Annotated in this window: 14 protein-coding genes; 7 read left to right on the top strand and 7 right to left on the bottom strand. The window is 70.5% G+C overall.

Going from position 1 to position 13,009, the window contains the following annotated elements; all coding sequences use genetic code 11:
- Window positions 1-60 precede the first annotated feature (60 nt).
- Both ABKA17_RS18525 and ABKA17_RS18520 read right to left on the bottom strand, forming a co-directional pair.
- Window positions 61-927: a fructosamine kinase family protein gene (locus tag ABKA17_RS18525; protein ID WP_353693182.1), complete on the bottom strand. Its 867-nt coding sequence runs from the start codon at window positions 925-927 to the stop codon at window positions 61-63.
- 12 nt (window positions 928-939) lie between these two features.
- Window positions 940-1,389: a GNAT family N-acetyltransferase gene (locus ABKA17_RS18520; RefSeq protein WP_353693619.1), complete on the bottom strand. Its 450-nt coding sequence runs from the start codon at window positions 1,387-1,389 to the stop codon at window positions 940-942.
- 72 nt (window positions 1,390-1,461) lie between these two features.
- Here ABKA17_RS18520 and ABKA17_RS18515 point away from each other — a divergent pair, with 72 nt between their 5' ends.
- Together ABKA17_RS18515 and ABKA17_RS18510 are read left to right on the top strand one after the other, a co-directional pair.
- The gene (locus ABKA17_RS18515) at window positions 1,462-2,034 is read left to right on the top strand and encodes a GNAT family N-acetyltransferase (protein WP_353693181.1); all 573 of its coding nucleotides are present in this window, start codon (window positions 1,462-1,464) and stop codon (window positions 2,032-2,034) included.
- 159 nt (window positions 2,035-2,193) lie between these two features.
- Window positions 2,194-3,150, top strand: a complete 957-nt coding sequence (locus ABKA17_RS18510) for an expansin EXLX1 family cellulose-binding protein (RefSeq protein ID WP_353693180.1) — start codon at window positions 2,194-2,196, stop codon at window positions 3,148-3,150.
- Between the two features lie 15 nt (window positions 3,151-3,165).
- On the opposite strand, the gene ABKA17_RS18505 is transcribed toward ABKA17_RS18510, so the two are convergent.
- Complete coding sequence (locus tag ABKA17_RS18505) at window positions 3,166-3,813, bottom strand: TetR/AcrR family transcriptional regulator (protein ID WP_353693179.1); 648 nt, start codon at window positions 3,811-3,813, stop codon at window positions 3,166-3,168.
- Window positions 3,814-3,905: 92 nt separating this feature from the next.
- Between ABKA17_RS18505 and ABKA17_RS18500 the strand changes: the two genes are divergently transcribed.
- The 5 genes from ABKA17_RS18500 to ABKA17_RS18480 all read left to right on the top strand — a co-directional run bounded on the left by ABKA17_RS18500 (window position 3,906) and on the right by ABKA17_RS18480 (window position 9,221).
- A complete protein-coding gene (locus tag ABKA17_RS18500) occupies window positions 3,906-4,967 on the top strand; it encodes an oxygenase MpaB family protein (RefSeq protein ID WP_353693178.1) in 1,062 nt (353 codons plus the stop codon).
- A gap of 251 nt (window positions 4,968-5,218) precedes the next feature.
- On the top strand, window positions 5,219-6,454 hold the full coding sequence (locus ABKA17_RS18495; protein ID WP_353693177.1) for a cation:proton antiporter: 1,236 nt from the start codon (window positions 5,219-5,221) through the stop codon (window positions 6,452-6,454).
- Between the two features lie 199 nt (window positions 6,455-6,653).
- A complete protein-coding gene (locus ABKA17_RS18490; RefSeq protein WP_353693176.1) occupies window positions 6,654-6,908 on the top strand; it encodes a DUF3040 domain-containing protein in 255 nt (84 codons plus the stop codon).
- Between the two features lie 84 nt (window positions 6,909-6,992).
- Window positions 6,993-7,892 carry a PfkB family carbohydrate kinase gene (locus ABKA17_RS18485; RefSeq protein ID WP_353693175.1) on the top strand — a complete coding sequence of 300 codons (900 nt, stop codon included), beginning with the start codon at window positions 6,993-6,995 and terminating at the stop codon, window positions 7,890-7,892.
- Between the two features lie 174 nt (window positions 7,893-8,066).
- The gene (locus ABKA17_RS18480; protein ID WP_353693618.1) at window positions 8,067-9,221 is read left to right on the top strand and encodes an MFS transporter; all 1,155 of its coding nucleotides are present in this window, start codon (window positions 8,067-8,069) and stop codon (window positions 9,219-9,221) included.
- 21 nt (window positions 9,222-9,242) lie between these two features.
- Here the strand turns inward: ABKA17_RS18480 and ABKA17_RS18475 are convergent, their stop codons facing one another.
- The 4 genes from ABKA17_RS18475 to ABKA17_RS18460 form a co-directional block, all read right to left on the bottom strand.
- A complete protein-coding gene (locus ABKA17_RS18475) occupies window positions 9,243-9,695 on the bottom strand; it encodes a hypothetical protein (RefSeq protein ID WP_353693174.1) in 453 nt (150 codons plus the stop codon).
- Between the two features lie 105 nt (window positions 9,696-9,800).
- Window positions 9,801-10,682 (bottom strand): ATP-binding cassette domain-containing protein, encoded by an 882-nt coding sequence (locus ABKA17_RS18470; protein ID WP_353693173.1) that lies wholly within the window; start codon window positions 10,680-10,682, stop codon window positions 9,801-9,803.
- An 8-nt stretch (window positions 10,683-10,690) separates the two neighbouring features.
- A complete protein-coding gene (locus tag ABKA17_RS18465; RefSeq protein WP_353693172.1) occupies window positions 10,691-11,767 on the bottom strand; it encodes an ABC transporter permease in 1,077 nt (358 codons plus the stop codon).
- Window positions 11,767-12,771 carry a sugar ABC transporter substrate-binding protein gene (locus tag ABKA17_RS18460; RefSeq protein ID WP_353693171.1) on the bottom strand — a complete coding sequence of 335 codons (1,005 nt, stop codon included), beginning with the start codon at window positions 12,769-12,771 and terminating at the stop codon, window positions 11,767-11,769. The genes ABKA17_RS18465 and ABKA17_RS18460 overlap by 1 nt, the downstream gene beginning before the upstream one ends.
- Window positions 12,772-13,009 lie beyond the last annotated feature (238 nt).

Below are 13,009 nucleotides of genomic sequence, written 5' to 3'. Positions count from 1 at the left end.
GCCCCGAACGAGCAGCCCGATGATCAACTCCCCGACGCAGGTCACCGCAAGCCCAACCGCTCAGTGATCGGCGAGGAGTTGCCGCGCCGCGTCCAGGGCCTGCTCGGCGTAGGAGCGGCCGAAGAGCACGGCGTGCACAAGGAGCGGGAACAGCTGGTGCAGGCCGACGCGCCGCTGCCAGCCGGCGGCGAGCGGCGTGGCGTTCTGGTAGCCCTCCAGCACCTCCGCGAGGTGCGGACAGCCGAACAGCCGGAGCATCGCGAGGTCGCTCTCACGATGACCCCCGTGTGCCGCCGGATCGATCAGCCGCACTTCTCCGTCGGCGCCCCACAGCACATTGCCGCTCCACAGATCCCCGTGCAGCCGAGCCGGTACCTCCCCCGGACCGGCCAGCTCGGGCAGTCGCTCGCAGACCCGCTCCACCACAGCCGCCTCGCCACGCAGGACGGTGCCACGATCGACGGCCGCGCGAAGGTACGGCAGCACCCGGTACTCGGCGTACCAGCCGGGCCAGTCGGACCCCGGCACGTTCCGCATAGGGGCGCGCCCGATGAACGCCTCGGCACTCCCACCTGGAGGAGGCGCACCGAACGCCGCCGCACCGGCCGCATGCAGCCCGGCCAGCTCCCGGCCGAACCGCAGCGCCGCCCCGGCACCGGGGCGCCCCTCCGCAACGCACCCGGTGACCAGCCACTGCCCCTCGACACCGTGCACGACAGGCACCCGGACCGACCCCGCCTCGGCCAGCCAGTCCAGCCCCACGGCCTCGGCACGGGCAGCTTCGGCGCTCCCGGCGTCCTTGACCACCACCGGCCCACCGTCGAGCGTGACTTCGGTGACCGCCTCGGCCAGCCGCCGCCGCGCCACCACCGCACGGCCGGTGAGCCGTGCGGCGACCGCCTCCGGCCCGTCACCCTCCTCACGCACCGCGCCCTCCGCTCAGCCGCCGCTCTCCGGCTTGCGCACCATGAACACGTCGACCGGATCCTCCGACTCGACGGTGAACCCGTACCGCTCGTACAGCCGTCGGGCCGCGCTGCCCTGGAGCACGTTCAGCCGGACCAGGATGCCCTCCCGGTCACACCGTTCCAGCAGCCTGCGCAGTACGGCGGAGCCGACACCGCTGCCCTGAAGACGCGGGGCGACGAAGAAGTGCTCCAACCAGTGCGCGTCCTGGGCCGGTCGCAACGCTACGCACCCGGCGAACTCCCCGCCCACCTCGATGATCCAGGCGTGCTCGGGTGCGAAGCTGTCCCGCAGCCGCTGCCGTACCCGGTGCTCGTCGTACCGGCCGAGCCGTTCGAGGTCCGGCCACATCACCACGGCACGCAATTCGACGATCGCCTCCACGTCGGTCGCCGACGCCGGCCGCAGGTCCCAGTCCGTCATGATCACCCCGCCAGGGTAATTCGCATGCCTGTACGGCGCACGGCTCGGTACGGACCGTGGCATCGTGGCGCCATGCCCATCGAGGTTCGCCCCGCTTCGGTCTTCGAGGACGTCCGTCTCGTGATCGGACCGAAGTCGCCCACCGCCACCGTCTGCTGGTGCCTGAGCTACCGGATCCCGTCCAAGCTCGCCAACGAACTGCGCGGCCCGGCCCGTGGCGAGTACGTCGCCGGGCTGTGCCGCGCGGAGCCCGCACCCGGCGTGCTCGCCTACGACGGCGACGAGCCCGTCGGCTGGGCCGCCGTGGCGCCGCGCTCGGAGACGACCTTCGCCCGCAGCCGCAAGATCCCGCACCTCGACGAACTACCGGTGTGGTCACTGTGGTGCGTCCGCGTCCGCCCCGGCCATCGCGGGCAGGGGATCTCGCACGCCCTCATCACCGGCGCGGTCGACTTCGCCCGCTCGCACGGCGCACCGGCCGTCGAGGCGTACCCCCTCGACAACGGTGACGCCCGGGTCGATCTGACGATGGCGTACGCGGGGATCCGTACGAACTTCGAGCGCGCCGGATTCGTCCATGCCGCCGACACCACGTCCGTGCTGGCGGGGCATCCACGGATTCTGATGCGACTCGATCTGCGCTGAGGACACGTTCCCTCGAATTTCCTCGACGCAGGGCGGCAACCTTTTCGGTTCCGGCGGCCACTGAGGGTTCGGAGGCTCTCTTCGAGGGCCTTGCACACAGCACGCGTGCTCGCGAAGAACGTTCCGAAGCACGTTCCGAACCACGTAAGGACCTCATCCGTGGCGTCGTCCTCTTCACACCGCCGTCGACCCGGCCGGCAGCGCACCTGGGTGGTCTCCGCGCTGGTCGCGGCGGCCTTCGCCCTCATCGCCTCCTTGATCGTGGCGTTCGGTCCCGACGACGACGGAGGCGAGCCCGCCGCGTCGTCGGCCAGTGTCGAGGTGAGCGAGGCGGCCACGACACCGGGACGGGCGCCCGCCACGGCGTCCCCCAGCGCGTCGGCCACCAAGGCGAGCCCCTCGGCGACGGCGAAGACCGCCCCCTCCGCGTCCCCGAGCACCCCTAAGGCCAAGCCTTCGACCGCCAGTCCCCGTCGCACGGCCGCCGGCGCGGGGTCACTGGCCGGACGGATCCGCCCCGGGACCACCTACCAGGGCATCGCGACCTTCTACGACACCGGCAACGGCGACGGCGCCTGCTCCTACGGACCCACCGACGACGTCATGACCGCGGCGATGAACCACACCGACTACGAGACCTCCCAGGCGTGCGGAGCGTATGTGCGCGTCCGCTCCGCCGACGGCGCCACCGTCACGGTCCGGATCACCAACGAATGCCCGCTGCCCTGCAAACCCGGCCAACTAGACCTCAGCCCGCAGGCGTTCGCCAAGCTCGCCGCGCCCTCGCGAGGGCAGATACCGGTCACCTGGACCCTGCTCAGCCCCGCCACGTCCGAGAAGATCTCGATCCGCTACAAGACCGGCTCGACCCGCTACTGGTGTGCCATCCAGGCCATCGGCCACCGCAATCCCCTGGCCCGCCTGGAGGTCCGCACCGGCAGCGGCTGGACCCGGCTGGCCCGCACCGAGTACAACTACTTCCTCTCCGAGCAGGGCACCGGCTGCGGCGGAGCGATCAGGATCACCGACATCTACGGCGAGCAGCTGACGATCGACGGGATCGCCCTGCGCGCCGAGGCGGTGCAGCCGACGAGCGTGCAGTTCGCGGCGCACTGAGGACGGGCCGCGACGTCAGGACGCCGGCCAGAGTGCGCCGAGGATCACCCGTACCTGGCCCGCCAGTTGGGGCAGGTCGAACCTGTCGGGGTCGGTGAGCGCGACCCGGCCGAAGTGCTCGGCGCAGGCGACGAGGGCGTGGGCGAGGACCCGCGGATCGAGTCCCGTCTCGCCCCGGCCGGCGAGGAGGAGGGAGAGCCACTCCTCCACAAGCAGCCGGAAGCGTTCCCGGTCCGCCTCGATACGGTCGCGGACCACGGTCGGCATGTCGCCTGGCGGCAGCAGGATCAGCCGCCAGGTGTCCGGGTCCTCATGGAGCATGCCGGCCATCCGGCGCACCGCTTCGGAGCCGAACTCGGCGGGGTCGCGCAGCTCCTCGGCGTCGGGGACGGTCTCCAGCAGTCGTGCGTAGGCGCGTTCCTGCTGTCGGTCGAGCAGCGCGAGCAGCAGGGCGTCGAGGTTCGCGAAGGCGCCGTAGACCACGGATCGCGCGACACCGGCCCGCCTGGCGATCGCGTCGATGGACACCCGGTCGTAGCCGTCGCTGACGATCACGGCCAGGGCCGCGTCGAGCAGCTGCTCGCGGCGCTCCTCGATGGGAACGCGCGGGGCGTAGGGGCGCCGTCTGCGCGGCCGGTCCGACGCATTCGTGGTCGCTGGCACCTTGGCAGTTTACGACACCCGTGTCTTAATTTACGACAGCAGTGTCGTAATCGAGTGGCGGTCCACGCCGCGGACGCACAGGGAGTGGCCCCATGGCGAAGTTCAGGCGCGACGAGGTCCAACCGCACGAGGACTACGGCTTCTTCGGCCCGGGCTCGGTGGTGTGGAAGGTCTGGAGCTATCCGACGGCGCCGACGGTGGGATTCCAGCGGGCCGTGGTCGTCGAGGAACTCGACCCGCCCCTGGTGGCCGCCGTGGACCGGACCCAGGGCATCTACCAGCGCGCCCGTACCCGCTACGACCGGACCCTGCGCTACTTCGCCATGGTCGCCTTCGCCGGCTCACGGGAGGTGTCCAAGGCCGCGGACATCCTGGTCAAGGTCCACTCCAAGGCGATCGGCGAACTGCCCTACGGCGGCGGCACCTACGACGCCAACGACCCCGCCTCGCAGCTGTGGATCCAGCTCACGGGCTGGCACTCGATCCTCTACGCCTACGAGAAGTACGGCCCCGGGAAACTCACCGCGCAGGAGGAGAAGGAGTACTGGGAGGCCTGCGCGGTCGCCGCCGAACTCCAGACCTGCTCCCCGGACGACGTGCCCCGCACCCGTGACGGGGTCCGGGCGTACTTCGCGCGGACGCGTCCCCGGCTCTCCGCCAGCCCGATCGCACGCCAGGCCATGAACCACCTCCTCAGGACCGAACTCGTCCTGCCGCCGGTGCCGTTCTGGGCGAAGCCGGTGCGCCTCGCCGTCGCGAAGGCGCAGCGGACCGCCACGATCGCCACCTTGCCGCGCTGGATGCGTGACATGGCCGGCATCCGGCAGTCCCGCCTCCTCGACGTCCTCATCGTCCCCGTGATGAAGGTGTCGTTCGCCCTGGCCCACCTCAACCCCACCCTCGAACTGCGCCTGCTGGGCCTGCTGTCCCCCTCCACGGTCCCGGTGGTCGCGCCGATCAAGTTCGGTGTCCCGCCCCGCAACGCCGAGATCCTGACCCCGGCGGAGGCCCGCGCACGCTACGGCTACGCCAAACCCGCCGAAGCACACCTCGAGTTCCGGGCCCGCCAGGCCACCCGCGTCTTCGGCGACGGCAAGGCCCCCAGCGACCAGGGTCTGATCGAGTCCCAGGAGATCCTCGGCCCGCTCTCCTGAACGCGGCGAGGTGCTCCACACGATCACGGGATCGCGGGCGGTCGCCACCTGCCGAAATGAGTGCTGACACCGATGGCCGAGGACGTGCGGGTCGTGCCAGCGTAGAGACGGCGCCGATCGGGCCGGTGGTGACACCCGGCCCGGGCGCGGTCCTCGAGAACGCCGGCAGCAACGCACCACAAGGAGTACCTGTATCCATCCCCGCCATGTGAAGCCATCCCGTCCCTTCTCACGGCCGAGGGCGGTGACCCGTGGGACACGCTGACACCCTCCTCGCCATGGGCGGCGCCTTCCTCGCGGCCGCCCTGCTCGCCCGCCTCGGCGGCAGGATCGGCCTTCCGACCATCCCCCTGTTCATGCTGGCCGGCATCCTGCTCGGCCCCCACACACCCGGCATCGTCCTGGTCCAGGACGCCCACGACTTCGAGATGCTCTCCGCGCTCGGTCTGGTGCTCCTGCTGTTCTACCTCGGCCTGGAGTTCCACCTCGACGACCTCAGGAGCGGCGGCAAGCGGCTCCTGGCGGCCGGTGGCATCTATCTGCTGCTGAACGTCGGCGCGGGACTGGGCTTCGGCTTCGCGCTCGGCTGGGGCGCCCGTGAGGCGCTGGTGCTGGCCGGCGTGCTGGGCATCTCGTCGTCCGCGATCGTCACCAAGATCCTCATCGACCTGGGCCGTCTGGGCCGCCCCGAGACCCGTCTCATCCTGGGCGTCATCGTGGTGGAGGACATCTTCCTCGCCCTGTATCTCGCGGCACTCCAGCCGGTCATCGGCGGCGCGCAGGGCCTCGCGGACGTGCTCTGGCAGGCGGGCAAGGCCTTCGGCTTCCTGCTCGCACTGGCCGCCGCGGCCCGCTACGGGACACGGCTGGTCGGCCGGCTCATCGCGGTCCGCGACAACGAACTGCTCGTCATCAGCTTCCTCGGCGCGGCGGTCCTCGTCGCCGGGATCTCCGAGGTCCTGGGCGTCGCCGACGCCATCGGCGCCTTCATGGTCGGTCTCATCCTCGCCGGCACACCGTCGGCCGCCCGGATCCGCCGGCTCGTACACCCCCTGCGCGACGCCTTCGCGGCCATCTTCTTCTTCGCCTTCGGACTGGCCATCGACCCCGCCGTCGTCGCGAGCGTCGCAGGACCGGTGGCCGCCGCGGCCGCACTGACCGTCGTCATGAACGTCGCCGCCGGCCTCCTGGTGGCACGCCTGTACGGCTACGGTGCCGAGCGCGCCGCGGACATCGCCACCACCCTGGTCGCCCGAGGGGAGTTCGCCCTGATCCTTGCCGCGATGGCGACCAGCGCGGGCCTCGACGACCGCCTCGCCCCCTTCATCGCCGGATACGTGCTGGTGCTCGCGGTCCTGGGGCCGGTCGTGGCAGGACGCGCGGAACTGCTGGCGCGGGCTCTCACGTTCCTGGGCTCGTCGGCGCCGAACCGACAACCCGTGGCCGACACTTGTTTGCACGGGCCAACCGCCAGGGAGAATGCATAGAGAGCCGGGCAGTGTGAGCCGGTACGTCCCTCCTACCGCGCTCATCGTGTGTCCAGCCGCCTGCTCGCCCCAGCCCCGCCGAGCGATCGCGGCCGCCCGACCGTGTCACACACCCGCCTGCGTCGCATCTCGCCCCCGTTCACGACACTCGCTGCCCCGCCGCTCGCGGCTCGGCAGCGCCTGGCGCGAAGGAGAAGCCATGCCCCGACCCGAGGACGAGCGTCTGGTCGCACTCGAAGCGCGGTGCGCGTGCGACGACCCCCGTTTCGCCAGGGCGATGAGCGTCGGCCACCCCCCCCGGCCCCGTGAGTACCGCCGCACGGGCGCCTGGTGGGCCCTGGCCGTCGCCACCGTCGTACTCGTCGCCGGGGTGGTCCTGGCCAACGGGCTGCTCATCGCGGCGGGCCTGGTCGGGGTCGGCCTGGCGGCCCAGTTGGTCGACCCGCCGGCCTGACGTCCGCTCACCGCCGGTTCGTCGGTTTGTCGGCGCTGTCGGTTCGTACACTGATCACCCGCACCCCCTCGGCAGGAGGCGCTCGTGGTGGAACCGGCGGCGAGCCGACGTCCCGCAGGCCTGTTCGTGGGCCTGTGCACGCTCGACGTCATCCACCTCGTGGACCGCGCGCCCGCCCCCGACGAGAAACTGACGGCCCGTCGGCAGACCGTCGCCGCGGGCGGTCCGGCGGCGAACGCTGCCGTGGCCTTCAGCCACCTGGGCGGCGCGGCCCGCCTGCTCACCGCGATCGGATCCCATCCGCTGGGCCTCGCCGCGGCAGCCGACCTGCACCGGTTCGGCGTCGACGTGTCGGACCTGACGCCCGAGGAGACCGAGCCCCCGGCCGTCTCCTCCATCATGGTCACGGCATCCACCGGGGAACGCGCCGTCGCCTCGACCAACGCGACAGGTCGGCGCATCACCCCACCCGGCGATCTCGGCACGCTCGTGGCAGCCTCGGACATCGTCGAATTCGACGGCCACCACAGGGAACTCGCCCTCTTCGCCGCGCACTTGGCCCGCGCCCTCGGCCGCCCGACCGTACTGGACGGGGGCAGCTGGAAGGACGGCACGGAGCATCTGCTGCCGTCGATCGACGTCGCCGTCTGCTCGGCGGACTTCCACCCGCCCGGTACCGACACCCCGGCGGAAACCCTGCACTTCCTGCGGGAGTACGGCGTCGGCTGGGCGGCGATCACCCAAGGGGCGGCGCCCATCGAGTGGTCGGGCCCCGACGGCGGCGGCACGGTGGACGTCCCCTCGGTCCCGGTGGCGGACACGCTCGGCGCGGGAGACTTCCTCCACGGCGCCCTCACCCACCACCTCGCCGTTCAGGGCCAGTTGACCTCAGCACACTTCGCCGAGGCTCTGCGTGCCGCGGCCACGGTGGCATCGCGGGCCTGCGCCTCGTTCGGTACCCGCGCCTGGCTGCGAGGGGAGTAGGGCGCCGTACGTTCGTCCAAGTGCCGTCGGCCTTTGTCCATGGACGGAAGCCGTCGCCACGCGTGAGGGTCGACGGATGAGCACCCTGAACGCATCCCGAAAGGCGACGTCAGAAGCATGACCGCCGGCAATCCCAGCTCCGTGCTGGACAGCGGCCCGATCGAAGGCCGACGCCTGCCGAGCGGGCTCGTCGCCCTGGCACTCGGCGGCTTCGGTATCGGCCTGACCGAGTTCCTGATCGCAGGCCTGCTGCCCCAGGTGGCGTCGAGTCTTGCGGTGTCGGAGGCGACAGCGGGCTGGCTGATCTCCGGATACGCCCTGAGCGTGGCGATCGGCGCGATCGCCCTGACCGCGGTCACCGCGCGACTGCCCCGCAAGCAGGTCCTGGTCGGCCTCGTGGTGCTGTTCGTCCTCGGCAACCTGTTGTCCGCGATCGCGCCGAACTATCCGGTGATGCTGCTCGGCAGGATCGTGGCCGCGCTGTGCCACGGTTCGTTCTTCGGTATCGGCTCCCTCGTCGCACGGAGCCTCGTGGCACCGGAGCGCAAGTCCCGTGCGGTGGCGGTGATGTTCGCCGGACTGACGCTGGCGAACGTGCTGGGCGTGCCGTTCGGCGCACTCGTCGGTGAACGCTGGGGCTGGCGGGCGGCGTTCTGGGCGGTCACCGCGATCGGCGTACTGGCCCTGGTGGGCATCATCGCCCTCGTCCCTGCCAGGGCCGGCCGATCCACAGGGACGGAACACCCGGACCTGCGCGCACAGTTCCGAGCACTCCGCTCCACTCAGGTCTGGCTGACCCTCACCGCCACGGCCCTCGGCTACGGCGGCATGTTCGGCGCGTTCAGCTACATCGCCTACACCTTCACCGAGGTCGGCGGCTTCTCCTCGGCAGACGTCGCCTGGCTGTTGATGGTGTACGGCGTCGGCCTGGTCGTCGGGAACCTGCTCGGCGGACGAGCGGCCGACCACGACCGGGACCGCGCCCTGGTCCTCGCCCTCCTCGGACTGACGGTCACCCTGGCCGCGTTCGGCCTGCTGGCCGCCGACGCCACCGCTTCGGTGATCCTGGTGTTCCTGATGGGGCTGTTCGGGTTCGCTGCCGTGCCCGGCATGATCACCCGCGTCACCGACGCCGCCCACGGCTCGGCACTGGCCGCCGGCGCCAACGTCTCCGCATCCAACGTCGGCAACGCCCTCGGCGCCTGGCTCGGAGGCCTGGCCATCACCGCGGGCCTCGGCTACACCGCGCCGCTCTACGTCGGGGCCGGGATCACCGTGGTCTCCGTCGCCGTCATGGCTGTCGCGGCCCGCCTGGCAGGGCCGTGCTGACGGCGGGTACTCACCTCGCGTTCACCGGAACCAGACCACGAGCCTCACATGTTCCGGCCCGTGCAACGAGGCCAGCGTCCGCATGACGTCCCAAACCGGCGCCCACCCGGTCCCCGCCCCGGCGACGGCGGCGCGACTGCGTGTGCCGGACCTGTCCGTCTCCTCCCAGTCGGCCGCGGCCAGTTCGGCCCAGCTGATCCATGTCGTGCCTGGTTCGCCGTCCGGTCCGCGCCACGCGTCGATCCCGTCCCGCAGCTCGTCCGAAGCATCCTCCGGCAGGCCACGGTCCGTTGTCAGAGGCCGGAACCCGTACGTGTTGCGGACACCGAACAGGCAGGCGAGGGCGTCATAGGCGTTGCCGGGGTCGAGGAAGAAGAGGTCGATGGCGGCGTGCCATACGGCGTCCTCGTCGTCCGCTCCGAAGATCCGCGCCAAGGGCCTGCACTCGATCATTCCGCTCACATCGGTGGACATGTGCGGAGTGTGCGGGGCGCGGAGGCGGTTGGTCGCTCGATTTACTGGGCGCCTTCGAAGCGCATGGCCACAGGAGCGCCCCCGTGGCCATGCGATCAACTGCCCTCAGGACAGCCGCTGCCCGCTCGTCGCGACGGGTGCCTTGAGGTCCTGTGCTTCGGGGAGTTCTTCGACGTCGACGCCGCGGACCTGGGACAACTCGTGCTTGAGGGCGGCGAGTTCGGAGCCGCCGGCCATGTGGTTGGTGAGTTCTTCGAGGCTGACCTCGTCGCGGGCGGCGTTGAGTTCCATGGTGCCCAGGCGCAGCACGCTGAAGTGGTCGCCGACCATGTAGGCGTGGTGGGGGTTGTGGGTGATGAAGATGACGCCCAGGCCGCGGTCGCGGGCGGCGGCGATGTACTTGAGGACCACGCCGGACTGCTTGACGCCGAGCGCGGCGGTGGGCTCGTCCAGGATCAGCACCCGGGCGCCGAAGTGGACGGCGCGGGCGATGGCCACGCACTGGCGCTGGCCGCCCGACAGCGTCCCGATGGGCTGTTCGAGGTCGTCCAGGACGATGCCCATGTTGCGGAGCTCTTCGTCGGCCGTCTTCTTCATCTGCTCGATGTCCAGGCGGCGGATCGGCCAGGGGCCCTTGGTGAGCTCGGAGCCGAGGAAGAAGTTGCGCCACACCGGCATCAGCGGGACGACGGCGAGGTCCTGGTAGACGGTGGCGATGCCCTTGTCGAGGGCTTCTCGGGGGGTGGTGAAGCGGACCGGGGCGCCGTCGACGAGGAACTCGCCCTCGGTGTGCTGGTGCAGCCCGGAGATGATTTTGATCAGGGTGGACTTGCCGGCGCCGTTGTCGCCGAGCACACAGGTGACCTGGCTGGGGAAGACCTTCAGGTCCACGCCGTGCAGGGCCCGGATATTGCCGTACGCCTTGCCCGTGGCCTTGAGTTCGACGACCGGGGCGTCTTCGCGCGGGTCGTCCTGGGTGGTTGTCATGGGATGGGTCACCTCCGGGTCGCCGCGCGGCTGACCCACAGATTGATGAGCGTGGCGCCGAGCAGCATCACGCCGAGGAAGGCCTTGAACCAGTCCGGGTTCCAGCCGGCGTAGACGATGCCCTGCTGCACCATGCCGAACATGAACGCACCGAAGACCGGCCCGACGGCCGAACCGGCGCCGCCGGTCAGGAGACAGCCGCCGATCACGGCCGCCGCGATGTAGATGAGCTCCTGGCCCACGCCTTCGCCGGACTGCACGGTGTTGAAGGAGAACAGGTTGTGCATGCCGACGAACCAGGCGCCGAAGCCGACCAGCATGAACAGGGAGATCTTCGTGAAGGTGACCGGGACACCCACGGCGCGGGCGGAGTCCTTGTTGCCGCCCACAGCGAAGATCCAGTTGCCGTAGCGCGTACGCAGCAGCACCCAGGTCGCGATGGCCGCGAAGACCAGCCACCACACCACGGTGATCTTGACCTGCACGCCGCCGACCTCGAAGGACGAGGCGAAGACCTTCTTCGCGCCGGCGAAGCCGTCCATGTCGCTGATGTCGTCGGTGGCGACGTTCCCGGTGACCAGCTTGGTGACCGCCAGATTCACGCCCTGGAGGATCAGGAACGTGCCCAGAGTGACGAGGAAGCTCGGCAGGCCGGTCCTGACCAGCAGCCAGCCGTTGAGGAAGCCGATGCCCAGCGACACGAGCAGCGCGACGACGACACCCGCCCAGACGTTCAGGGTGAGTTGGTACGTCAGCATGCTGGCGGTGAGCGCCGAGGCGATGACCGCCACACCCGCCGAGAGGTCGAACTCCCCGCCGATCATCAGCAGCGCGACCGGCAGGGCCATGATCCCGATGGTCGACGACTGGTAGAGGATGTTCGCCATCGAGCCGCCGTCGCGCACCGGCGGGGCGGCGACGAGGAAGAACACCCATACCGCGACGGCACCGAGGAAGACGCCGATCTCGGGGCGGGCCAACAGACGCAGGGCCAGGGGGCGTTGAGCGGTCCGGCCGTCGGTCGCCTTCGGGCCGGGGGCCGGCGGTGAGGTCACCGCCGGCTCGGCGTGCTGGGTCATGCTCATCACCGGGTGCCCTTCGAGGCGAACTCGGCGACCTTGTCGACGTTGTCCTTGGTGATGAAGGCCGGGCCGGTCAGCACCGGCTGCTCACCGCCGCCCATGTAGTTGCCGTTGTTCTTGTACAGCCACAGCGAGTCGACGGACAGGTAGCCCTGGAGGTAGGGCTGCTGGTCGACCGCGAACTCGACGGTTCCCGCCTGGACGGCCTTGACGAGGTCCTTGTTGAGGTCGAAGGTGGCGACCTTGGCCTTGCTGCCCGCGTCGGAGAGCGACTGGACCGCGGTCAGCGCGATGGGCGCGCCGAGGGTGACGACCTGGTCGATGGAGGAGTCCGCCTTGAGCTTGGCGGTGATCGTGGACTTCACGGACGGCATGTCGGTGCCGTTGACGTACAGCGTGTCGGTCGTGCCGCTGAAGCCCTTCTTCAGGCCGGCGCAGCGGGCTTCCAGGGCGACCTGGCCCTGCTCCTGGATGACGCAGAGGGCGTGCTTGGCGCCGAGTTGGTCGAGGCGTTCGCCGAAGGCCTGGCCGGCGATGTTCTCGTCCTGCCCGAAGTACTCGAGCATGCCGAGGTCTTGCCAGTTGTCGACGCCGGAGTTGAAGCCGACGACGGGGATGCCGGCCTTCTGGGCCTTGGCGATGACGTCCTTGAGGGCGTCGGGCTTGGCCGCGGTGAGGGCGATGCCGTCGACCTTCTGGTCGATGGCGTTCTGGACCAGGTTGGCCTGGTTTCCGGCGCTGGGGTCGCTGGAGTAGACGAGCTTGATGTTGTCCTTGGCGGCCGCGGCCTGGGCGCCCTTGCGGACGAGGTCCCAGAAGGTGTCGCCGGGGGAGGCGTGGGTGACCATGGCCACGGTCATGCGCGGCGTGTTCGCCTTGCCCGCGGCGGCCGCCGCGTCGCCTTCCTCGGACTTCTTGCCACCGGAACTGCTGGAGCAGCCGGTCGCGAACAGGGCGCCGACGAGAACCGTGGCGGTCAGAGTGGCGGCTCGGTGGTGTCTGTGCATGTCCCTTGCACCTCGCTGTGCTGATCAGGGTGGAAGTGGGATGTGGGTCTTGGCGTGAGGGGTTCCGCCCGGTCCGGAGTGGCGGGCGGGCGGCTCGGCGATGCCGTGTGCGGCGGAGCTGTGTCGGGTGAGGCAGCGGAGGGTGTGTGCCGCTCGTGGGGGTGCTAGCGCGCGTTACTAGCGCGCTCTAGTTGCGTCGTACTATGAAACGCCCCACTGGTGATGTCAATAGGTTTGT

Source organism: Streptomyces sp. RG80 (assembly GCF_040446465.1).
Taxonomy (GTDB): Bacteria; Actinomycetota; Actinomycetes; order Streptomycetales; family Streptomycetaceae; genus Streptomyces.
This window is presented reverse-complemented; position numbering and strand designations above follow the sequence as displayed.